This is a genomic window from Pseudomonas sp. GD04019 (assembly GCF_029837695.1).
GTDB lineage: Bacteria > Pseudomonadota > Gammaproteobacteria > Pseudomonadales > Pseudomonadaceae > Aquipseudomonas.
Window position 1 is genome coordinate 197,765 of record NZ_JAOEEA010000003.1, and the last position, 21,081, is coordinate 218,845.

At 67.7% G+C, this 21,081-nt stretch carries 22 protein-coding genes; 7 read left to right on the top strand and 15 right to left on the bottom strand.

Annotated elements, in window-relative coordinates; genetic code table 11:
- Positions 1-48: 48 nt before the first annotated feature.
- A complete protein-coding gene (locus N7607_RS06105; protein ID WP_279864750.1) occupies positions 49-816 on the bottom strand; it encodes a hypothetical protein in 768 nt (255 codons plus the stop codon).
- Positions 817-879: 63 nt separating this feature from the next.
- On the opposite strand from N7607_RS06105, the gene N7607_RS06110 reads away from it, so the two are divergent.
- The 3 genes from N7607_RS06110 to N7607_RS06120 all read left to right on the top strand — a co-directional run bounded on the left by N7607_RS06110 (position 880) and on the right by N7607_RS06120 (position 2,588).
- Positions 880-1,488, top strand: coding sequence for a 2OG-Fe(II) oxygenase (locus N7607_RS06110; RefSeq protein ID WP_279864748.1), 609 nt, complete (start codon positions 880-882; stop codon positions 1,486-1,488).
- Positions 1,489-1,579: 91 nt separating this feature from the next.
- Positions 1,580-2,077, top strand: coding sequence for a DUF523 domain-containing protein (locus N7607_RS06115; RefSeq protein WP_279864747.1), 498 nt, complete (start codon positions 1,580-1,582; stop codon positions 2,075-2,077).
- Positions 2,078-2,195: 118 nt separating this feature from the next.
- The gene (locus tag N7607_RS06120; RefSeq protein ID WP_279864862.1) at positions 2,196-2,588 is read left to right on the top strand and encodes a DUF4399 domain-containing protein; all 393 of its coding nucleotides are present in this window, start codon (positions 2,196-2,198) and stop codon (positions 2,586-2,588) included.
- Positions 2,589-2,737: 149 nt separating this feature from the next.
- Here N7607_RS06120 and ppk1 read toward each other — a convergent pair whose 3' ends face one another.
- From ppk1 to N7607_RS06135, 3 genes are all read right to left on the bottom strand, one after another.
- Positions 2,738-4,954, bottom strand: coding sequence for a polyphosphate kinase 1 (gene ppk1 / locus N7607_RS06125; RefSeq protein WP_279864746.1), 2,217 nt, complete (start codon positions 4,952-4,954; stop codon positions 2,738-2,740).
- 22 nt (positions 4,955-4,976) lie between these two features.
- On the bottom strand, positions 4,977-5,990 hold the full coding sequence (gene hemB / locus N7607_RS06130; RefSeq protein WP_279864745.1) for a porphobilinogen synthase: 1,014 nt from the start codon (positions 5,988-5,990) through the stop codon (positions 4,977-4,979).
- 125 nt (positions 5,991-6,115) lie between these two features.
- Complete coding sequence (locus tag N7607_RS06135; RefSeq protein ID WP_279864744.1) at positions 6,116-7,345, bottom strand: sterol desaturase family protein; 1,230 nt, start codon at positions 7,343-7,345, stop codon at positions 6,116-6,118.
- 172 nt (positions 7,346-7,517) lie between these two features.
- Here N7607_RS06135 and elbB point away from each other — a divergent pair, with 172 nt between their 5' ends.
- On the top strand, positions 7,518-8,189 hold the full coding sequence (elbB, locus tag N7607_RS06140) for an isoprenoid biosynthesis glyoxalase ElbB (RefSeq protein ID WP_279864743.1): 672 nt from the start codon (positions 7,518-7,520) through the stop codon (positions 8,187-8,189).
- A 93-nt stretch (positions 8,190-8,282) separates the two neighbouring features.
- A complete protein-coding gene (locus tag N7607_RS06145) occupies positions 8,283-8,750 on the top strand; it encodes a thioesterase family protein (protein ID WP_279864741.1) in 468 nt (155 codons plus the stop codon).
- A gap of 130 nt (positions 8,751-8,880) precedes the next feature.
- Here the strand turns inward: N7607_RS06145 and N7607_RS06150 are convergent, their stop codons facing one another.
- From N7607_RS06150 to N7607_RS06175, 6 genes are all read right to left on the bottom strand, one after another.
- On the bottom strand, positions 8,881-9,330 hold the full coding sequence (locus tag N7607_RS06150; protein WP_137974655.1) for a YaiI/YqxD family protein: 450 nt from the start codon (positions 9,328-9,330) through the stop codon (positions 8,881-8,883).
- A gap of 11 nt (positions 9,331-9,341) precedes the next feature.
- Positions 9,342-10,913 (bottom strand): FTR1 family protein, encoded by a 1,572-nt coding sequence (locus tag N7607_RS06155; protein WP_279864861.1) that lies wholly within the window; start codon positions 10,911-10,913, stop codon positions 9,342-9,344.
- A 155-nt stretch (positions 10,914-11,068) separates the two neighbouring features.
- Positions 11,069-11,701 (bottom strand): homoserine/homoserine lactone efflux protein, encoded by a 633-nt coding sequence (gene rhtB, locus N7607_RS06160; RefSeq protein ID WP_279864740.1) that lies wholly within the window; start codon positions 11,699-11,701, stop codon positions 11,069-11,071.
- 74 nt (positions 11,702-11,775) lie between these two features.
- Complete coding sequence (locus N7607_RS06165) at positions 11,776-12,534, bottom strand: TerC family protein (RefSeq protein WP_279864738.1); 759 nt, start codon at positions 12,532-12,534, stop codon at positions 11,776-11,778.
- Between the two features lie 33 nt (positions 12,535-12,567).
- Positions 12,568-13,107 (bottom strand): mechanosensitive ion channel family protein, encoded by a 540-nt coding sequence (locus tag N7607_RS06170; RefSeq protein ID WP_279864737.1) that lies wholly within the window; start codon positions 13,105-13,107, stop codon positions 12,568-12,570.
- On the bottom strand, positions 13,107-15,020 hold the full coding sequence (locus tag N7607_RS06175) for an ATP-binding cassette domain-containing protein (protein WP_279864736.1): 1,914 nt from the start codon (positions 15,018-15,020) through the stop codon (positions 13,107-13,109). The genes N7607_RS06170 and N7607_RS06175 overlap by 1 nt, the downstream gene beginning before the upstream one ends.
- Before the next feature lie 50 nt (positions 15,021-15,070).
- Between N7607_RS06175 and N7607_RS06180 the strand changes: the two genes are divergently transcribed.
- Positions 15,071-15,514 (top strand): TIGR02444 family protein, encoded by a 444-nt coding sequence (locus N7607_RS06180; protein WP_279864735.1) that lies wholly within the window; start codon positions 15,071-15,073, stop codon positions 15,512-15,514.
- Here the strand turns inward: N7607_RS06180 and N7607_RS06185 are convergent.
- Positions 15,511-16,608: an AlgP family protein gene (locus N7607_RS06185; RefSeq protein ID WP_279864734.1), complete on the bottom strand. Its 1,098-nt coding sequence runs from the start codon at positions 16,606-16,608 to the stop codon at positions 15,511-15,513. The genes N7607_RS06180 and N7607_RS06185 overlap by 4 nt on opposite strands.
- A gap of 116 nt (positions 16,609-16,724) precedes the next feature.
- On the opposite strand from N7607_RS06185, the gene N7607_RS06190 reads away from it, so the two are divergent.
- Complete coding sequence (locus N7607_RS06190) at positions 16,725-17,363, top strand: FKBP-type peptidyl-prolyl cis-trans isomerase (protein WP_279864732.1); 639 nt, start codon at positions 16,725-16,727, stop codon at positions 17,361-17,363.
- Between the two features lie 62 nt (positions 17,364-17,425).
- Here N7607_RS06190 and rsd read toward each other — a convergent pair whose 3' ends face one another.
- The 4 genes from rsd to N7607_RS06210 form a co-directional block, all read right to left on the bottom strand.
- Positions 17,426-17,902, bottom strand: a complete 477-nt coding sequence (rsd, locus tag N7607_RS06195; protein ID WP_279864730.1) for a sigma D regulator — start codon at positions 17,900-17,902, stop codon at positions 17,426-17,428.
- A 184-nt stretch (positions 17,903-18,086) separates the two neighbouring features.
- Positions 18,087-18,578 (bottom strand): disulfide bond formation protein B, encoded by a 492-nt coding sequence (locus N7607_RS06200; protein WP_279864729.1) that lies wholly within the window; start codon positions 18,576-18,578, stop codon positions 18,087-18,089.
- 122 nt (positions 18,579-18,700) lie between these two features.
- Complete coding sequence (locus tag N7607_RS06205; RefSeq protein WP_279864728.1) at positions 18,701-19,933, bottom strand: heme biosynthesis HemY N-terminal domain-containing protein; 1,233 nt, start codon at positions 19,931-19,933, stop codon at positions 18,701-18,703.
- On the bottom strand, positions 19,930-21,075 hold the full coding sequence (locus N7607_RS06210) for a uroporphyrinogen-III C-methyltransferase (protein WP_279864726.1): 1,146 nt from the start codon (positions 21,073-21,075) through the stop codon (positions 19,930-19,932). The genes N7607_RS06205 and N7607_RS06210 overlap by 4 nt, the downstream gene beginning before the upstream one ends.
- Positions 21,076-21,081: the final 6 nt, after the last annotated feature.

Genomic DNA, 21,081 nt, shown 5'->3' on the forward strand with positions numbered 1-21,081 from the left:
CGCCGTTCGCGAGCAGAGCTCGCTCCTACAGGGCCATCCGACGCTTCGTCAGATGCCCTGCTGGGCCGGCTGGATGTTCTGCTCGCTCTGCCCCGCCGCCAGCCCCGCGCGCAGGGCGGCCACGGCGGCCTGATAGTAGGCCTTGCCGGCCGGCGACTCGGCGAAGGCGACGAACTCGTCCAGCTCCGGATCGGACAGGTCGCGATAGACGTGCAGCAGGGTGTTGTCGATATCCGCCTCGATCTGCTGCATCAGCCGCTCGCGCTGGCTCTGCACCAGCATCTGCGCCTGCTCGCCACCGAACAGCCCGGGCACCATCGAACTCAGGCTGTCGGCCGCCACGCCGGCCAGGGCCAGGCTGACCTCGGCGCCGGCCTCGGTGGCCGGCACGACCTGGGCCAGATGGCGGATCAGCAGGCGGCGGGTGGCATCGGCCTGCACCGGCGGCAGGCCATTGGCGTGGGCGGTCAGCTGGTCGCGGGCACTGGCGCGGACTTCCGCGGCAACCACGCGCTTGCCCAGCGGCGACTCGAAGAACTGCAGCGCCGGCAGCGGGTCGGCCAGGGCCGTGCGCAGTGCGGCCTGGGCGCGTTGGTCCATGGCGGCCGGCTCGAAGCGACGGTTGCTGTTGCTCACCAGGGCCTGGAACACCGCCGGCGGCAAGGTGCCCTGGTAGCGCTGCTGGGCCAGCTTGAGCGCCTCGCCGAAATGCGCGCGCTGCTCGGGCCAGCCGGCGGCCTGGTAGAGGCGGGCATGGTCGTCGGCGGAAACGGCGAAGCTGCACAGCAGCATGAACAGAGCAAAAACGGCGCGCATGAATAACTCCTGTCTGGCGCGGCTATTGTAGGGGCCTGCAGGCGGCGCTGGTAGAATCGGCGCATGACCGACCAGCACCTGCAGCGGCTCCTGCCGCAGATTATCGACGACCTCGCCAGCCAGGGCTGGTCGCGGCAGGCGCATGCCCTGCCGCAGTCTCTGACCCGCGAACTGGCCGCCGAGTGCCGCAACCGCGCGCAAAGCGGCGCGCTGAGCCCGGCTGGCGTAGGCCGTGGCCAGGGCCTGGCGGTGCGCGAGGGCATCCGTGGCGACAGTATCCAGTGGCTGGAACAGGGCCAGAACGCGGCCTGCGACCAGTACCTGCAGGCCATGGACGAGCTGCGCCAGGCCCTCAATCAGGCGTTCTACCTGGGCCTGGAAGACTACGAGAGCCACTTCGCCCTGTATCCGCCAGGCGCCTTCTACCAGAAGCACCTGGACCGCTTCCGCGACGACGACCGCCGCACCGTGTCCGCCGTCTACTACCTCAATGAGGACTGGCAGGCCGAGCAGGGTGGCGCTCTGCGCCTCTACTCGCAGGACGGCGCCGAGCTGGACGTGCTGCCCACGGCCGGCACCCTGGTGCTGTTCATTTCCGCCGAGCTGCCCCACGAAGTGCTGCCGGCGACCCGCGAGCGCCTGTCGCTGACCGGCTGGTTCAGGAGGCGCTGACCATGCGTATGGAGCCGCGGTATAGGGCGGGTGAAACCCGCGCGGCCGGTTACGCGGGTTGCGCCCGCCCTACGCTCGCCCTGGAGGACTGATGGAGAAGCTGCTGGTCAGCCGCTGCCTGCTCGGCCACAAAGTGCGCTACGACGGCGGCGCCCACGGGCCATTCGATCTGCTGCAGCGCTGGCAGGACGAGGGGCGCGTCGTCGCCCTGTGTCCGGAAGTGGCCGGCGGCCTGCCGACGCCACGTCCGCCGGCAGAAATCCCCGGTGGCCAGGGCGGCGAAGTGCTGGACGGCCGCCTGCCGGTGCTGACCGACGGCGGTGAGGACGTCACCGCGGAATTCGTCGCCGGCGCCGAGATCGCCCTGCGCCTGGTCCAGCAGCACGGCCTGCGGGTGGCCGTGCTCAAGGCGCGCAGCCCCTCGTGCGGCAACACCCACAACTACGACGGCAGCTTCAGCGGCAGCCTGGTCGCGGGCGAAGGGGTGACCGCCGCCCTGCTGCGCCGCGCTGGCGTGCGGGTGTTCAACGAGACCCAGCTGGCCGAGGCCGCCGCCGAGTTGACGCGCCTGGAGCGGCGCGACGACTGACCGGGCAGGTGCCGCGCCCGCGCACTAAGGTCAGTGCAGATTGCCGCGAAAGGAGCCTGCCATGCGTCTCTCCCTGTCTACCTCCCTACGTGCTTTGGGCCTGTGCGCCCTGCTCTGCATGCCCGTGCCGGCGCTGGCCGAGAATGCGGCGCCGCAATTGCCGGCACCGCCGGGGGCCGAGGTGTATTTCATCGAGCCGCTCGACGGCGCCAGCGTCGGCCTGACCTTCAGCGTCAAGTTCGGCCTCAAGGGCATGGGCGTGGCGCCCGCCGGTGTCGATTTCCCCGCCACCGGCCACCATCACCTGCTGGTGGATGTCAGCACCCTGCCGCTGCTGGATGTACCGCTGCCGGCGACCGAGCAGATCCTGCATTTCGGCAAGGGCCAGACCGAGACCGAACTGAGCCTGCCGCCGGGCAGCCACACCCTGCAGCTGCTGATCGGCGACAAGAACCACGTGCCGCTGGACCCGCCGGTGATCTCGAACAGGATCACCATCACGGTGCAGTAAGGCATACCGCATGTAGGAGCGAGCTCTGCTCGCGATGCTCTTCAGGGGCCCGATTCGCGAGCAGAGCTCGCTCCTAGGGTTTGCCTGACCCAAAAAAACGCCGCGATCCTGCATGAGCATCGCGGCGTTTCTTCAGGTCCAGCCGTTGCTCAGCGCACCTGCGGCGCCGTCAGCTTGTCCAGCAGCGCCGCCTGGGCGTTGCGTGGGTTGGCGTTGCCGAACGGGCTGAGGCGCTGGTAACGGCCATCCGGCTGCAGCACCCAGGCCTGGGTATTGTCGGACAGGTAGCTCTCCAGCTCCTTCTTGACCCGGGTGATGAGCTTCTTGCCCTCCATCGGGAAGCAGGTCTCCACGCGCTTGTCGAGGTTGCGCTCCATCCAGTCGGCGCTGGAGAGGAACAGCTGCTCGTCGCCACCGTTGCCGAAGTAGTAGATGCGGCTGTGCTCGAGGAAGCGGCCGACGATCGAGCGCACCTGGATGTTGTGCGACACCCCCGGCACGCCCGGACGCAGGCAGCACATGCCGCGCACCACCAGATCGATGCGCACGCCCATCTGGCTGGCCTTGTACAGCGCGCGGATGATCTTCGGATCGGTCAGCGAGTTGACCTTGGCCATGATGTGCGCCGGCTTGCCCTCGCTGGCGAACTGCGCCTCGCGGGCGATCATGTCGAGCAGGGTCTTCTTCAGGGTGAAGGGCGCGTGCAGCAGCTTCTTCATGCGCAGGGTCTTGCCCATGCCGATCAGCTGGTTGAACAGCTTGGACACGTCCTCGCCTAGCGCCTCGTCGGCGGTCAGCAGGCTGTAGTCGGTGTACAGCTTGGCGTTGCCGGCATGGTAGTTGCCGGTGCCCAGGTGCGCGTAGCGGCGCAGCTCGCCGTTCTCGCGACGCAGGATCAGCATCATCTTGGCGTGGGTCTTGAAGCCGACCACGCCGTAGATCACCACCGCGCCGGCGGCCTGCAGGCGGCTGGCCAGCTGCAGGTTGGATTCCTCGTCGAAGCGTGCGCGCAGCTCGATCACCGCGGTGACTTCCTTGCCGCTGCGCGCCGCCTCCACCAGGGCGTCGACGATTTCCGAGTTGGGCCCGGCGCGATACAGGGTCTGTTTGATCGCCAGCACATTGGGGTCCTTGGCGGCCTGGCGTAGCAGATCGACCACCGGTGTGAAGGACTCGAAGGGGTGCAGCAGCAGCACGTCCTGCTTGCCGACCACGCTGAAGATGTTCTCGGCGTTCTGCAGCAGCTTGGGAATCACCGGGGTGAAGGTCGCGTGCTGCAGCTCCGGGTGGCTCTCCAGCCCGGTGATGCTGAACAGGCGGGTCAGGTTGACCGGGCCGTTGACCCGGTACAGCTCGCTCTCGCTCAGGTTGAACTGCTTGAGCAGGTAGTCGGACAGCTGCAGCGGGCAGGTCTCGGCCACCTCCAGGCGTACGGCGTCGCCGTAGCGGCGGCTGAACAGCTCGCCACGCAGGGCCCGGGCCAGGTCTTCGACGTCCTCGGTGTCCACCGACAGGTCGGCGTTACGGGTCAGGCGGAACTGGTAGCAGCCCTTGACCTTCATGCCGGGGAACAGGTCGTCGGCGTGGGCGTGGATCATCGAGGAGAGGAACACGTAGTTGTCCCCTGCCCCGCCCACTTCCTCCGGCACGCGGATGATGCGCGGCAGCAGGCGCGGCGCCGGGATGATGGCCAGACCGGAATCGCGGCCGAAGGCATCGACGCCCTCCAGCTCGACGATGAAGTTGAGGCTCTTGTTCACCAGCAGCGGGAACGGGTGCGTCGGATCGAGGCCGATCGGCGTGATGATCGGCGCGATCTCGTCGCGGAAGTAGCGGCGCACCCAGGTCTTCAGCTTGGTGGTCCAGTAGCGCCGGCGGATGAAGTTGACCTGGTGCTTGGCCAGCTCCGGCAGCAGCACGTCGTTGAGCAGCGCGTACTGGCGGTCGACCTGCTCGTGGGCGATCTCGGAGATGCGCGCCAGCACCTGGCTCGGCAGCAGGCCGTCGGCGCCGGCCTGCTCGCGGGCGAAGTTGATCTGCTTCTTCAGCCCGGCGACGCGGATCTCGAAGAACTCGTCGAGGTTGCTGGAGAAGATCAGCAGGAACTTCAGCCGCTCGAGCAGCGGGTAGGACTCGTCCAGCGCCTGCTCCAGCACGCGGATATTGAACTGCAGCTGCGACAGCTCGCGGTGGATGTACAGGCTGCTGTCATCCAGACCGGGGATCGGCAGCGCCGGGGCGGGCGCCGGCTCGGGCTCGACCGCCGGCACGGCAACCACCTCGGCCACCACTTCCACCGGTGCCTGCGGCTCGGCCTCGAGCTGGGCGTCGGAGATCTGCTTGTTGCTGAGTCCCTCGGTATTCATTGCCTTGCTTCCCTGGGGCGGCTCAGCGCCCCGCGTTCAAGAGTTCTGCCGCACGTACGGCGAAGTAGGTGAGGATGCCATCGGCGCCGGCGCGTTTGAAGGCGGTCAGCGATTCGAGGATCACCGCCTCGCCGAGCCAGCCATTCTGGATCGCCGCCATGTGCATGGCGTACTCGCCGCTGACCTGGTAGACGAAGGTCGGCACGCGGAATTCACTTTTCACCCGCTGCAGGATGTCCAGGTAGGGCATGCCCGGCTTGACCATGACCATGTCGGCGCCTTCGGCCAGGTCCGCCGCCACTTCGTGCAGGGCCTCGTCGCCGTTGGCCGGGTCCATCTGGTAGCTGGCCTTGTTGGCCTTGCCCAGGTTGGCCGCCGAGCCGACCGCGTCACGGAACGGGCCGTAGTAGGCGCTGGCGTACTTGGCCGAGTAGGCCATGATCCGCACGTTGTGCTGGTCGGCCAGCTCCAGGGCCTCGCGGATGGCCTGCACGCGGCCGTCCATCATGTCCGACGGGGCCACCACCTGGGCGCCGGCCTCGGCATGCGACAGGGCCTGCTTGACCAGGGCATCCACGGTCACGTCGTTCATCACGTAGCCGGCGTCATCGAGGATGCCGTCCTGGCCGTGGGTGGTGAAGGGGTCGAGGGCCACGTCGCTGATAACGCCCAGCTCGGGGAACTTGGCGCGCAGGGCGCGGATGGCGCGCTGGGCGATGCCGTCCGGGTTCCAGGCCTCGCTGCCGTCGAGGGATTTCTTCTCCAGCGGGGTCACCGGGAACAGCGCCAGGGCCGGAATGCCCAGCTCCACCCAGCGCTCCGCTTCCTGCAGCAGCAGGTCGATGGACAGGCGTTCGACGCCCGGCATCGACGGAATCGCCTCGCGACGATTGTCGCCGTCGAGGACGAACACCGGCAGGATCAGGTCGTCGGTGGTCAGCACGTTCTCGCGCACCAGGCGACGGGAAAATTCGTCGCGACGGTTGCGGCGCAGGCGGGTAGCGGGGAACAGGCGATTGGCGGGGGTAAAGCTCACGACGGACTCCAAAACCCGCACGGCGGGCGAGTGTGACAGTTGTACCCGGCCATTATGACCAAATAATGACTGTCACACCCAGACTGCGATGGGCAGCCGCAGTTCCGGCGTCGCCGACGGGTCGGTCAGGCGACTTGTGCCTGCGCGCCGCGTGGCCAGCACAGCCAGACCAGGCTGCCCAGGCTCCAGGCCGCCAGTAGCGCCCAGGCCAGGCTGCCGCCGCCAATCAGGCCGACCTGCTGGGCCCACAGCAGCGCCGGCAGGTTGAGCCCCAGGCGCAACGCCTCCAGCGGGCGGGCGAACGGGCGGTTCTCCAGCCAGGTACCGATGCAGTACAGGCCGAAGGCCACCCACAGCCAGGCACCGGCCAGCACGCCGAGGCTCTGCTGCGCCGCCATCGCCAGCAGCCAGCTGGTGCCGGCCACGTAGCTGGCGAACTGCAGGCCGGCGTAGAGCTTCTGCCCGCGGCCCAGCGGCACCTCGAACTTGCGGAAGGCGGCCAGGTCCGGCTTGTCGATCGGATAACGCGCGGCCACATCGGCCGGGCGCCAGCCGGTGGGCATGAACCAGATGCGCAGCTTGTCCCACCAGGACTCCGCGCGCACCGCATCGCGCCACAGCTGTACGTAGAACTGCACGTTGGCCCACAGCGGGTTCCAGCTGCGCAGCGGAACGCTCACGCCGAACACCACCGGATGCTCGTCCAGCTCCTCCTGGAAGGTGCCGAACAGACGATCCCAAAGGATGAACACGCCACCGTAGTTACGGTCCATGTAGATAGGGTTCTGCGCATGGTGCACGCGGTGGTTGGACGGGGTGATGAAGAACCACTCGAACCAGCCCAGCTTGGGTATGTGCCGGGTGTGCACCCAGTACTGGTAGAGCAGGTTGAGCGCGCCGACGGTGACGAACACCACCGGCGGGATGCCGGCCAGGGCCATCGGCAGGTAGAACATCCAGCTCAGCAGGAAACCGGTGCTGGTCTGGCGCAGGGCGGTGGAGAGGTTGTAGTCCTCGCTCTGGTGGTGCACCACGTGGGAGGCCCAGAACACGTTGCGCTCGTGGCCGATGCGGTGGCTCCAGTAGTAGCAGAGGTCATAGGCGAAGAAGGCCAGCACCCAGACCCACGGCTCGTCCGGCAATACCGTGAGGTGCAGGTGCTCGTAGGCGAAGGCGTAACCGAGCACGGCGATGGCCTTGCTCAGCAGGCCGCTGGCCTGGGACAGCACGCCGGCGCTGAGACTGTTCAGCGAATCAGCCAGGCGGTAGGTACGGACCCCGCGCACGCGATCGGTGATCAGTTCGGCAATGATGAGCAGGAAGAAGAAGGGTACGGCAAGCAGGATCAGGTTCATGGTTCGGCACTGCACGGGTTGACCTAAGCTGATCCTAGTCCTGCCCGCCCGGCCACTCGCGGCGGCGAATGCCAGCCGAAGTGGCATTTGGCGACACGCCATCGCTCGACGCTGTGTCGGGCGATCGGCGAAACTGGGACATCGACTTACTGCTTGGCCAATGGAGAACAGCATGCACAAACGAGTCGCGGTCATCCTTTCCGGCTGTGGCGTCTATGACGGCGCGGAAATCCACGAAAGCGTGATCACCCTGCTGCGCCTGGATCAGCGCGGCGCCCAGGTGCAATGCTTCGCCCCCAACGTCGTGCAGATGCATGTGATCAACCACCTCACCGGTGAGGAAATGCCGGAGAGCCGCAATGTGCTCACCGAGGCGGCGCGCATCGCCCGCGGCGATGTGATGGACGTGCGCGAGCTGAAGGCCGAGCAGTTCGATGCGCTGATCCTGCCGGGCGGCTTCGGCGTGGCCAAGAACCTCTCCAACTTCGCCGTAGAAGGCGCCGGCTGCAGCGTGCAGCCGGACGTGCTGGCCGCCGCCCAGGCCTTCGCCCAGGCCGGCAAGCCGGTCGGCCTGATCTGTATCTCGCCGGCCCTGGCGGCGAAGATCTACGGCGAAGGCGTGACCTGCACCCTGGGCGCCGAGGACGACCCTGCCGTCGCCGGCCTCACCACCATGGGCGGCCAGCACGTCGAGTGCACGGTGGAAGACATAGTCGAGGACACCGAGCGCAAGCTGGTCACCACCCCCGCCTACATGCTCGCCGAGTCCATCGCCGAGGCCGCCGCCGGCATCAACAAGCTGGTCGACCGGGTGCTGGAACTGGCCCAGCCAGCGCAAGGCTGATACGGCCATAGTGCGCGGCACACCCGCCGCGCCCCTGGCCAGCGCCGCCGAACTGCGGCAGCGTGGGGCCTCGACCCGCAGGACAGAGCCCCCATGCAACAACCCTTCGAACTCACCACCGAGCTGCGCGATGCCGTCGCCAGCTTCTTTCAGCGCATCCCCTTCAACCAGGTGCTGGGCATTCGCCTGGAACAGCTGAGCGTCGACAAGGTGGTGATGAGCCTGCCGATGAAGTCCGAACTGATCGGCAACTTCGTCCAGGGCATCCTGCATGGCGGGGTGATCTCCTCGCTGCTCGACGTGGCCGGCGGCGCCATGGCGCTGATCGGCGCCTTCGAGCGCCACCAGCACCTGCCGGCACCGGAGCGCATGGCACGCCTGGCCAAGCTCGGCACCATTGACCTGCGCGTCGACTACCTGCGCCCCGGCCGCGGCCAGGCCTTCACCGCCACCGCGGTGCTGCTGCGCTCGGGTAACAAGGTGGCGGTGGTGCGCACCGAACTGCACAGCGACGACGGCACCCTGGTGGCGGTGGGTACCGGCACCTATCTGTGCGGCTGATCTTGTAGGAGCGAGCTCTGCTCGCGAATCTTTACGCTGGCCAGGCTTCGCGAGCAGAGCTCGCTCCTACCGCATCAGCCGAGTAAGAATGCGATCCAGCAGGCGACTCCGTTCCCGGATTACATCCGGGCTACTTCATCAACCGCGTGAGAATCCGATCCAGCGCATTGGCAAAGGCCTGGCGGTCCTTCTCCGAATAGGCGGCCTGGCCGCCGCCCATCTGGCCCTGGTCACGCAAATCGGCGAACAGGTTGCGGGTGGCCAGCTTGTCGCCCATGTTGCGCTCGTCGAACTCGCGGCCACGCGGGTCCAGCGCCGCCACGCCCTTCTTCACCAGGCGGTCGGCCAGCGGAATATCACTGCAGATCACCAGCTCGCCGGGCACGGCGTGCTCGACCAGATAATCGTCCGCCGCGTCCGGGCCGCTCGGCACCACCACCAGCTTCACGCAGGCGAAGTTCGGCCGCGCCACGGCCTGCCCGGCCACCAGCACCACCTCGAAGCCACGCTTGAGGGCGAACTTCACCAACTGGTCGCGGGCCAGCCGGGGGCAGGCATCGGCGTCGATCCACACACGCATCTTCGGCACTCTTATTCGGACGAGGCCGCCATCTTAGCCGCGGCGGCGCGGCGCCGCTCGCCCAGCCAGCTGCGCCCGTAGAGCGTGGCGATACCGGCTAGCGCCAAGGCCTGGGCGGACAGGCTCCAGGCATCGGCGTGGATGCCCAGCCAGTCGAACTCGAAGAACGTCACCGGCCGCGTGCCAAGCACGCCAGCCTCCTGCAGGGCCGCCACGCCGTGGCCGGCGAACACCACCGAGAGCACGCACAGCAGCACGGCGTTGGCGCTGAAGAAGGCGGCCAGCGGCAGCTTGCGCGAGCCACGCAGGATCACCCAGGCCAGGCCGATCAGCAGCACCAGCGCCGCGCCCGCGCCGGCCAGGACCATGCCGTGGCCCGCCGGGCCGGCCTGCAGCCACAGGGTTTCGTAGAACAGGATGACCTCGAACAGCTCGCGGTACACCGAGAAGAACGCCAGCACGGCGAAGCCGAAGCGCCCGCCGCCGCCAACCAGGCTGCTCTTGATGTAGTCCTGCCAGGCCGCCGCATGGCGGCGATCATGCATCCACACGCCGACCCACAGCAGCACCACGCTGGCGAACAGCGCGGTGGCGCCTTCCAGCAGCTCGCGCTGGGCGCCGCTGATATCGATCAGGTAGGCCGCCACCGCCCAGGTGGCGACGCCGGCCAGCAGCGCCAGGCCCCAGCCGATGTGCACACTACGCGCCGCGGCCTGCTGGCCGGTGTTGCGCAGGAAGGCGAGGATCGCCGCCAGCACCAGGATCGCCTCCAGGCCTTCGCGCAGGAGGATCAGCAGGCTGGAGAAGAAGCTCAGCGAGTCGCCCATCGCGCCGTCGGCGAGCAGCGCGGCGGACTTGTCCAGCTCGGCCGCGGCAACGGCCAGGGCCTGCTCCGCCTGCGCGACCGTGGCGCCATCCTGCAGCCCCTGCCGGTAGGCCATCAGCGCCCGCTCGGTGATCTTGCGCTGCTGCGGGTCGAGGTTGTCAAGGGCGCTCTCGACCAGTTCGAAGCCTTCCAGATAGGCGCCGACGGAAAGATCGAAGGCCTGCTCGTGCTCGCCGGCGCGATAGGCCTGCAGGCTCTGCTGCAGGGTGCTGCGGGTGTGCTCGATCAGCTCGCCCGGGCCGCGCTGCTGCAGCGGCGGGTGCGCACGCTGGGCGCGGAACGCGGCCACGTCGCCACCACTCGCGGCGACTTCCGCCGGAGTTTTGCCGGCCAGGTCGGCCAAGGCGAAGGGCTTGCTCGCAGCCACGCCCGGCACGGCGGAGAAGCCGGCGATGTAGCTGGCCAGGTCCCAGCGCTGGCGCTCGTCCAGCTGGTCGGCGAAGGCCGGCATGTCGCTGCCGTCCCTGCCCTGGCCGATAACGGCGAACAGGTCGTGCAGGCTCAGGCGGTCCAGCCGCGCGGCGTCGCGCAGGTCACCGGGCGGCGGCTCCAGGCCGAGGGCGGCAGGGCCGTCGCCGGCACCGGCATCGCCATGGCAGACGGCGCAATGCTGCACATAGAGCGGCGCGCCACGGCTCGGATCGGGGGTAATGGCCGGCACGACGGGCTGGGCCAGGGCGGCCAGGCTGCCCAGCATGAGCAGGGGCAGCAGGCAGAAACGCATGAGGCGGATGGCAGACATCGGAGCATCCCGAAAAAGCGGAATGCGAATTGTTGCCTAGCTAACGATTACCCTCAAGCGGAAATCGACACATCCGGTAACAACCTGCCGAACAGTCTGTTCGACCGGGCTCAGACCGGCGCGCGGCGCACCGTGGCCAGCAATGCCGCAGCGCCGACGAACAGCCCGGCGAAGGTGCGATTGAGCAGACGCTGCTGACGTGGCGTGCGCAGAGCGCGCAGCACGCGGGAGGCCAGGCCGGTGTAGCCGGCCATGACGATCAGATCGACCACGATCATGGTCGCGCCCATGATCAGGTACTGCGGCAGCAGTGGCTCCTGCGGATGGATGAACTGCGGCAGCACGGCGAGCATGAACACCACTGCCTTGGGGTTGCTGGCGTTGACCAGGAAACCGCGCAGCACCAGGGTCAGCGGCCGGCCGATGGGACGCTCGGCGGCACCTGTGGCCAGGTCGCTGGGCAGCGCGCGCCATTGGGCGATGGCCAGCCACACCAGGTAAGCCACGCCGAACCACTTGATCAGGCTGAAGGCCAGGGCCGAGGCGGAGAGGATGGCGCCGACGCCGGCGGCGACGATGGCGATCTGCAGGGCCAGGCCGATCTGCAGGCCGAGAGCGTTCCAGTAGCCGCGCCAGAAGCCGTACTGCAGGCCGCTGGACATGGAGGCGATGGCGCCGGCACCCGGCGACAGGCTGATCACCCAGCAGGCGACGAAGAAAGCGAGCCAGGTTTCGAGCGCCATGGCGGATACCTCGGAAAGCAAAAAGGGGCAGGCCTCTCAGCCTACCCCTCCGCTGCAACGCTGCACAGTATCAGTCAGTCCGGCGAACCCTTGCGCAACTGTACCGGTTCGCTGTCCCTGCGCCGCGCCATGGCGCCACGGATGCGGATATTGATCGCCTCCACCGCCAGGGAGAAGGCCATGGCGAAGTAGACGTAGCCCTTCGGTACGTGGACCTCGAAGGCCTCGGCGATCAGCACGGTGCCGACCACGATGAGGAACGACAGGGCGAGAATCTTCAGCGACGGGTGTTTGTCGATGAAGGCGCTGATGGTGCTGGCGGACAGCATCATCACCAGGACCGAGATGACGATGGCGGCGACCATCACCGGCACGTGCTGCACCAGGCCGACGGCGGTGATCACCGAGTCCAGGCTGAAGACGATGTCGATGATGGCGATCTGGATGATGATGCCCATGAAGCCGCGGGCCTTGCCGCCGTTCTGCTGGGCCTCCTCGGCACCCTCCAGGCTGTGGAAGATTTCCATGGTGCTCTTGAACAGCAGGAACAGGCCGCCGAAGAACAGGATCAGGTCACGCCCGGAAATGCCCTGGCCGAACAGGCGGAACAGGTCGTTGGTGAGCTGCATGACCCAGGTGATCGACAGCAGCAGCAGGATGCGCGTGCCCATCGCCAGGGCCAGGCCGAAGAAGCGCGCCTTCGGCTGCTGGGCCGCCGGCAGGCGGCTGACCAGGATCGAGATGAAGATGATGTTGTCGATGCCGAGGACGATTTCCAAGGCGGTCAGGGTCAGAAACGCGACCCAGATTTCCGGGCTGGTCAGCCATTCCATCTGCGGGATGCTCCGTGAGAGTGAGAGAAAGCGTTAGCGCCAGCGGCGCACGGTCTTCTGGAAGAACAGGCTGTTGGGCACCTGCAGCAGGCCGCCGCTGGCGTCCGCGCCGTGGTCTTCCAGGGTGGTGTAGAACAGGTTGACGCCGATCACCCGGCCCTTGATGCTGGGCTTGTCGCCGCTGGCGAGCAGCTCGACCGTGTCGCCGATGCGGAACGGGCCCATGCTGAAGATCAGCAAGGCGCAGAACATGTTGGAGAGCACGCTCCAGATGGCGAAGAAGGCTACTGCGGCGACGGCGGCAAAGCCGGTCAGCGCGGCCCACAGCACCTCGGCGGACACGCCCAGGCGCTCCAGCACCAGCATCATTGCGCTACCGACGATCAGCCAGCGCAGCAGGCCGCGCAGTGGCAGCAGGATCTCGGGGGGCAGCAGGCTGTAGCGCGAGCCAAGCCCGGTGATGCCGCGGGTGACGATGCGCTGGGCCAACCAGGCCAGCACCAGGATCAGCAGTATCTGCGCGGCCACCACCAGCGGCTCGCGCCAGGCGGCGAGCAGATCCAGCTCTTCCATCAGTCGGCTTCCTCCAGTTGGCGCTGCAGCTCTTCGAGGGTTTCCAGGGCCAGCAGCCAGGCCTCTTCCAGCTCGGCCTCGATGCCCTTCAGACGCGCCTGCTCGGTCAGCAGTTCACGCAGCTCGTCCTTGCGTGCCGCCTCGTACAGGCTGCTGTCACCGAGTTTTTCCTCGATGACCGCGAGCTTGTCGTGGACCTTGCCCAGCTCCTTCTCCAGCTTCTCCGCCTCGCGCTTGTGCGGGGCGAGCTGTTGGCGCAAGGCGGCGGCGGCCTGGCGCTGGGCGCGCTTGTCGGTCTTGTCCACGCTCGGCGCGGTCGATGCGCTCTGCGGCTGCTGACGCGCACGGTAGTCGATCAGCCAGCGGGCGTAGTCGTCGAGATCGCCATCGAACGGCTGGATGCGGCCATCGGCGACCAGCATGAACTCGTCGGTGGTGCTCTTCAGCAGGTGACGATCGTGCGATACCACCAGCACGGCGCCAGCGAAATCCTGCAGCGCCATGGTCAGCGCCAGGCGCATTTCCAGGTCGAGGTGGTTGGTCGGTTCGTCGAGCAGCAGCAGGTTGGGCTTCTGCCAGGCGATCAGCGCCAGAGCCAGGCGCGCCTTCTCGCCACCGGAGAAGTTCAGCACCGGCTCGTCGCAACGCGGGCCACGGAAGTCGAAGCCGCCGAGGAAGTCACGCAGGGTCTGCTCGCGCTCGCTCGGCGCCAAGCGCTGCACGTGCAGCAGCGGGCTGGCCTTGGGGTCGAGGGCGTCGAGCTGGTGCTGGGCGAAGTAGCCGATGGCCAGGTTCTCGCCGCGCGCCAGGCTCCCGTCGAGCACCGTCAGGTCGCCGGCCAGGGTCTTGATCAGGGTCGACTTGCCGGCGCCGTTGGGCCCGAGCAGGCCGATGCGTGCACCGGGGGCGAGGCTCAGCTTGACCTTGTCCAGCACCGTCTTGTCGCCATAGCCGAGGCGCGCCTCGGACAGATTGAGCAGCGGGCTGGAGACCTTGTCGGCCTCGCGGAAGACGAAGTCGAACGGCGAATCGACATGCGCCGGCGCCAGCTCCTCCAGGCGCTCCAGGGCCTTGATCCGGCTCTGCGCCTGGCGCGCCTTGGTGGCCTGGGCCTTGAAGCGGGCGATGTACTTTTCCATGTGCGCACGCTGCGCCTGCTGCTTCTCGTAGGCCTGCTGCTGCTGGGCCAGACGCTCGGCGCGGGTGCGCTCGAAAGCCGAGTAGCCGCCACGGTAGAGGGTCAGCTTCTGCTGCTCCAGATGCGCCACATGGTCGACCACGGCATCGAGGAAGTCGCGGTCGTGGGAGATCAGCAGCAGGGTGCCGGGGTAGCTCTTCAGCCACTCCTCCAGCCAGAGGATGGCATCGAGGTCCAGGTGGTTGGTCGGCTCGTCGAGCAGCAGCAGCTCGGACGGGCACATCAGCGCCTGGGCCAGGTTGAGGCGCATGCGCCATCCACCGGAGAAGTCGCCGACACGCTTGTCCATCTGCTCAGCGGTGAAGCCCAGCCCGGCCAGCAGCTTGCGCGCACGGGCATCGGCGGTGTAGCCCTGGGCGTTGTCCAGCTCTGTGTGCAGGCGGGCGATGGCGCTGCCGTCGTGCGCCGCCTCGGCCTTGCTCAGCTCGGCCTGGATCGCACGCAGCTGGGCGTCGCCGTCGAGCACGTAGTCCGTGGCCAGGCGCTCGAGGTTGTCCACCTCCTGGCGCATATGGGCGATGCGCCAGTCGGCCGGCAGCAGGCAATCGCCGGCATCCGGCCCCAGCTCACCGCGCAGCAGGGCGAACAGGCTGGATTTGCCGGCGCCGTTGGCACCGATGAGGCCGACCTTCTGGCCGGCGTGCAGGGTCAGCTCGGCGCCTTCGAGCAGGCGTTGCGGGCCACGTTGCAGAGTAAGATTGAGCAGTCGAATCATGATGGCGGCGGAGTCTACCAGCTTCGCCCCACCATAGCCCGGAGAGCCGCATGCCGTCTGACCTGTGGAGTTTTGCCAGTTATTGCTACGCGCGCCCCGGCGTGGAACAGACCTGCCTGCGCCTGCAGGACGGCGGTGTCGATGTCTGCCTGCTGCTCTGCACGCTGTGGCTGGAGCAGCGGCGAGTCGCCTGCGACACGCAGCGCCTCGAACAGCTACGCAGCATTGCCGAACCCTGGCAGCGCCAGGTGGTGCAACCCTTGCGCGAACTGCGTCGCGGCTGGAAGACCGATAGCGTGAATGATCCGGCCCGGGCGCGGCTGCGCTCACAGGTCAAGGCACTGGAGCTGGAAGCCGAGCAGGAGCTGCTCAGGAGACTGGAAGGGGTAGCGCAGAAATGGCAGGCCACGGACGATGCCGTGGCCTGGTTGGAGCAGCTGGTAGCTGACCGCGACGCGCGCGAGCTGCTGCGCGACGCGGCCAACCCGGCTTAAGCGCCCGGCGGGGTGGTGCCGTTGCCGGCGACCGGAGCGACAGGCGCCGGAGTCGGCGTGGCTGCGCTGGCCGGTGCGGCCGGTTTCGCTGCTGCGGGCTTGGCCGCGGGTTTGGCTACTGGCTTGGCGGCAGGCTTGGCAACCGCCGGCTTGGCCGCGACCGGTTTCTTCGCAGCGGGTTTCGCCGCAGGTTTTGCAGCCGGCTTGGCGGCAGGCTTGGCCGCGGCTTTTACCGCTGGCTTGGCTGCTGCAGGTTTTGCCGCTGCGGGCTTGGCCGCGGGTTTCGTCGACGCCTTGGCAGGTTTGGCTGCTGGCTTCGCAGCCGGCTTGGCGGCAGCGGCCTTTGCTGGAGCCTTGGCAGCAGCCGGTTTCGCAGCAGGTTTCGCCGCGGGCTTCGCGGCCGGCTTGGCCGCTGGTTTTGCGGCACTCTTCGCAGCAGGTTTAGCAGCGGGCTTAGCGGCAGGTTTGGCTGCCGGCTTGGCGGCGGGCTTTGCCGCGCTGGCGGCTTTCTTCGCGGCCGGCTTGGCAGCCGGTTTTGCTGCAGCTTTGGCCGCAGGTTTGGCGACGGCTTTGCTGGCCGGTTTGGCCGCAGCCTTCACAGTAGGTTTAGCGGCCGGTTTTGCAGCGGGCTTGGCGGTTGCTTTCTTCGCCGCCGGCTTGGCCGCCGGCTTCACGACAGTCTTGGCGACGGCGCGGCTGCTGAGCGCCTTGTCCGCGGCCTCGCGCACCTTGCCCACACCCTGAGCGAGTTTCAGGCTCTCCTGGGCATCGCGCTTGAGCTGCACGATATAGGCGCGGGTCTCGGCCTGACGGGTCTTGAGGCTGGCGAGCAGGTCCTCCAGTTCGGCCACGGCGGCCTTGGCTTTGTCCTGCGCCTTGGCCTTGCCAGCCTTGGCAGCGCCCTGCAGTTTGGTGCGGGTGTCGTGGAGTTTTTCTTGCGCCTTGCCGCGCTGCTTTTCCAGTTTGGTGAGCAGTTCTTCGGCGTCGACCAGAGCTTGCGCGCAGGCCTTTTCCAAATGTTCGAGCAGGCTATGGGAGAGTTGCTGAAGCAGATGCAAAGGGGTGCTGACGGACTTCTTATTGTTGGTCGGCATGGCGTGCCTCCTAACGGACGTTGGTGCTCCCCATACTAGACGGCTGACTCGCCGGTCGCTAGCACCCGCTTCGGCAACAGGCATAATCGCCGACAAATTCTGCGGAGACTTCCACCATGTTGCGCCATTCGTTGTTGCTGTTGTGCCTGCTTCCCACCCTGTCGCCGGCCGCGAATCAGGACGAGGATCTGGCCTACAGCCTGGGTGCGCGACTGGGCGAACGACTGCACGGCGAAGTGCCGGACCTGCCGCTGGATGCCCTGCTCCAGGGCCTGCGCCAGGCCTATCACGGCGAGGCTCTGCGCCTGCCGCCGGAGCGCATCGACGCCCTGCTCGAGGCCCACGAACAACGCATGGCGCAGAGCCGCGAAGAGCAGACGCGCATGGCCGAAGGGCGCTTCTTCGCCAAGGAAAAATCCCAGTACGGCGTGCGCGAACTGGAGGGCGGTGTGCTGGTGCGCGAACTACGCGCGGGCAGCGGACGCAAGCCATCGGCGAATAGCCGGGTGAAGGTGAATTACCGAGGCGAGCTGGCCGATGGCAGCCTCTTCGACCAGAGCGAGGGCGCGCAATGGTTCCGCCTCAACGCCCTGATTCCCGGCTGGCAAACGGCGCTGCGGCAGATGCCGATCGGCGCGCGCTGGCGCGTGGTGATTCCCGCCGCGCAGGCCTATGGCGAAGAAGGCGCCGGCGATCTGATCCCGCCGAACGCGCCCCTGGTGTTCGAGGTGGAACTGCTGGATGTGGCCGATTGAGGGTCATCGCCAGGCCATGAAAAAATCCGCCTGAAGTGGCGGCTTTTCGTGCAGCTCACCGCTCAGAGTGGAGTCGCGGTGACCTCGTGTTGATGCGAGTTGTGCAGCACTTCGATCAGGCAGTCTTCCAGCTCGAAGCGCTCGTGCAGCAGCTGCCCGAGGCGTTTCAGTTCGGCATTGAGGGAGGCGGCGTCGCGGCAGTCGCCGTTGTCACAGCGATCGTTGAAGGCCAGCGCCACCTCGGTAATGGCTTCGATGCGCGGGTAGATCTGCTTGGCCAGTTCGAGGCCTCGCTGGTCGCCGAAGGCCTTGGCCTCGACGGTGAGCTGCTCGTAGACCTCGAAGTGTCCGGCGGACACGTAGTCGACCAGGATTTCGCAGAAGCGCTGCACGTCCTGGGTATTGTTGGCGACGCCCTGAGGTTTGTCGCAGAGCCCACCGAAAGCGCTCACCAGCTCATGACGTTCCTGCAGCCAGCGGTCAATCAGCTGGTGTACACCGCCCCAGCGTTCCTGGGCGTTCTGGCAGCTCTCGAGCATGATGTCCTCACTTCCCTTACTGGTGAATGCTGAATACGCCAGCCCCGAGACATTTTATTGTCAGCTCGCGGGTTCTCGGGGAACGCCTCGCCGAAAACGGCGGATTACTGGCGAGACGTAGGGCCAGAGTATGCCCACTCGCCCCTGGCATCAAGTCATGCGATCGGAAAAGCGCCGGCGCGCTTCAGCGACGGCGCAGCAGCTGGAACAGCGCGAACAGGATCATGCCGACAAAGGCCAGCAGGCTCCACTCCGGCACGCTCAGGCCGAACAGGGTCCAGGTCACTTCGGCGCAATCGGCGGTGCCGTGGAACACCAAGCGCACGATTTCCTGCAGCGGCAGGGCCTCCATCATGAACTCCAGGCTCGGCAGGCAGGCTTCCAGCTGATCGGCCGGCACACTCTGCAGCCACACCTGGCGCGCCGCGGTGCCGGCACCACCAGCGGCGAACAGCAGGGCCAACACGGCATACACGCGCTGCCCGGTACGTGCCGGTCCATGGATGGCGGCGATCAGGCAGACCAGGGCGAAGAGGATGACGAACACGCGCTGGACGATGCACATCGGGCAGGGGTTCAGGCCGACCGCATGCTCCAGGTAGAGGGCTCCGCCCATCAGGGCCAGGCAGCCGAGAAAGGCGAGCAGGAACAGGGTACGCGGGGTGGCCAGCGCCATGGGAACTCCGATGCGGGGCGAGAAAGGCGCCTACGGTAGAGGAAAGCTGACTGGCCTTTCAAGGCGCCGGCGGGCACCCCGTCCGTGACAGGGCGCCGCATGTCAGGCCAGGCGGCGATCCGCTAGTGCGTGGGTTGTGGCAGCTGCGGCAGACGCTGTCCCTGCAGCATGAGCATCTCCTGCAGCAGGCGATTACTGCCTTCGACATCGCCCTGGCTGGCCAGCAGGCGCGCCAGCTCCGCGCAGGTCTCGGCGCTGCGGGAGAACTCCAGGCTGATCTCGAAGTACTCGCGGGCCTTGCCCCACAGGCCGTTCTGCAGGCACAGGCGGCCCAGGCTGAGCAGCAGCAGCGGGTCCTGCGGATGCTGCTTGAGCAGCCCTTCGGCCGTCTGCAGCTGACGCGCCGGATCGCGCCCGCGCAGCTGGCCGTAGAGACGCATCAAGCGTGCGTCGTAGCCCTGCTTGAGCGCCTTGCGCAGTACCTCTTCGGCCTCCTCCTGGGCGCCCAGGGCACGCAGCTGACCGGCGTATGCCAGCAGCAGTTCGGCATCCTGGCGCTGCGCCGAGGACAGCTGCTGCCAGGCCGCAGTGAGCGGTTGCAGCGCAACTTCGCCCTGGTCCAGGCCCTGTTCGCCGGCAGACTGCAGGCGGGCAATCCACACCTTGCGCTCCAGCTCGGCCAGCGCCTCGCCTTCCAACACCTTGGCCTTGCGCAGCTCCGGCAGCAGCTCGAGCAAAGCGGCCCAGTCACCGCGTTCGACCAGGGTGCGCTGGAGCTGCTCCAGCACTATGTGGTGGCGCGGATGGCGCTCGCGCATGGCCTGCAGGGTATCCAGCGCACCTTGTAGATTGCCCTGTTCGCGCTGCAACTCGGCGTGGGTCAGGGCGATGGCCAGCTCGGCCTGGGGCTGGCGCCGCAGCGCCTGCTCCAGCAACTCCTCGCTCTCTTCCACGCGCCCCAGCTTGTGCGCAGCGCGGGCCGCGCCCAGGTAGTACATCAGCGGCTGGCGCTCGCCTTCGGCGGCCAGGCGCAGGTGGCGCACCGCGCGCTCCCAGCGGCCCTCGATCAGGTCGAGCAGGCCCTTGTCGGCGGCCAGTTGCTGGCGCCGGCCGCGCTGGCGGCGCGACCAGGGATTGACCAACCCGCCGGACACCAGCAGCAGGCGCACCAGCCAGCGCAGCGTCCACAGCAGCAGCACGGCAACCACGATCAGCAGCAGGAACACCCACAGACTCGACTCGTAGCGCAGGCCCTTCCAGGCGATCAGCACATAGCCGCTGTGTTCGACGATGGCCAGGCCGAGCGCGGTGGCAGCGGCCACCACCAGGATCAGCAGCAGAGCGGCGCGCATCATTGCCCGCCCTCCTCGATCGCCTCGACATCGGGCTCGAGCGCAGGCTCGGCTTCGGCCTCGGGCATCAGCTCGGCGGCTTCGCGGCGCTTGAGATAGGCCTGCAGGCCGGCCAGGGCGTCATCCAGCTTGGGCATGCTGGCGACCACCTTCTGCCCACTCAACTCGCCGATGCGTTTCTGCATGGCCTGCACGGCCTGGTTGTCGCGATCGAAATAGCTGTCCAGCACCTCGCTGGCGGAAGCCAGGGCCTGGCGATAGACCTGCTGCTCGCCGTTGAGCGCGCCCCATTGGGCCTGTTCCAGGGCCAGCGCCAGGGTCAGGCGCACCTGCGCCAGGCTCTGCCCGGCCAATTGCGGGCGCACATCCTGGTCGGCGTGCAGGTCGATGCGCACGTAGCGTGACAGCTCCTCCCACAGCGCTTCCCAACGGCTGCTGTCACTGGCGTTGACGCTGCTCTGCACTTCCGCCGGCAGGATGTATTCGGGGGCCAGCATCTGCAGCTGGGCGACTTGGCCGCGCAGGGCGGCCAGTTGCAGGAACAGACCACTGCGGTCCACCTGGGGCAGGCTGCGCAGTGCCTCCAGCACCTTGATCAGCTCACCGCGGGCGGCGAAGGCCTGCGGATCATTCTGCGCGCGCAGGATATCGTCGGCGCCCTGCACCAGGGCCACGGCGCTGTCCACGTCCTGCAGCGCGGAGAGGCGCAGCATGGCCAGACGCAGCAGGTGCTCGGCCTCGGCCAGACGCCAATCCTCGCGACTCTTGCCGAGCAGGCCGGAGAGGCTCTGGGCCAGGCGCTGCTGCTCGCCCTGCAGGCTTACCAGCAGATCGCGCTGGGTGGCCAGTTCATCCGCCGTGGGCAGGCCGGCCAGGCGTTTGGCCACATGCTCCTCGCTAGCTTTCACCCGTGCCTGGGCGGCTTCGCCGGCCTGCTGGAACTGCGCCAGCCGCTGCGCGGCCTGGCCCTGCTGCTGATACAGCTGCCAGGCGCTCCAGCCACCGGCGCCGAGGGCGGCCAGGCCAACCAGCAGCGCCAGCCAGGCCGGGCCGCGGCCCTTGGCCTTGGGCGTGACGGCCAGCGGCGGCTGGTCGACCTGGGTTTGCGGGGTCTGTTCGCTGATCTGCGGGGCTGTTTCGCTCACGTGTCC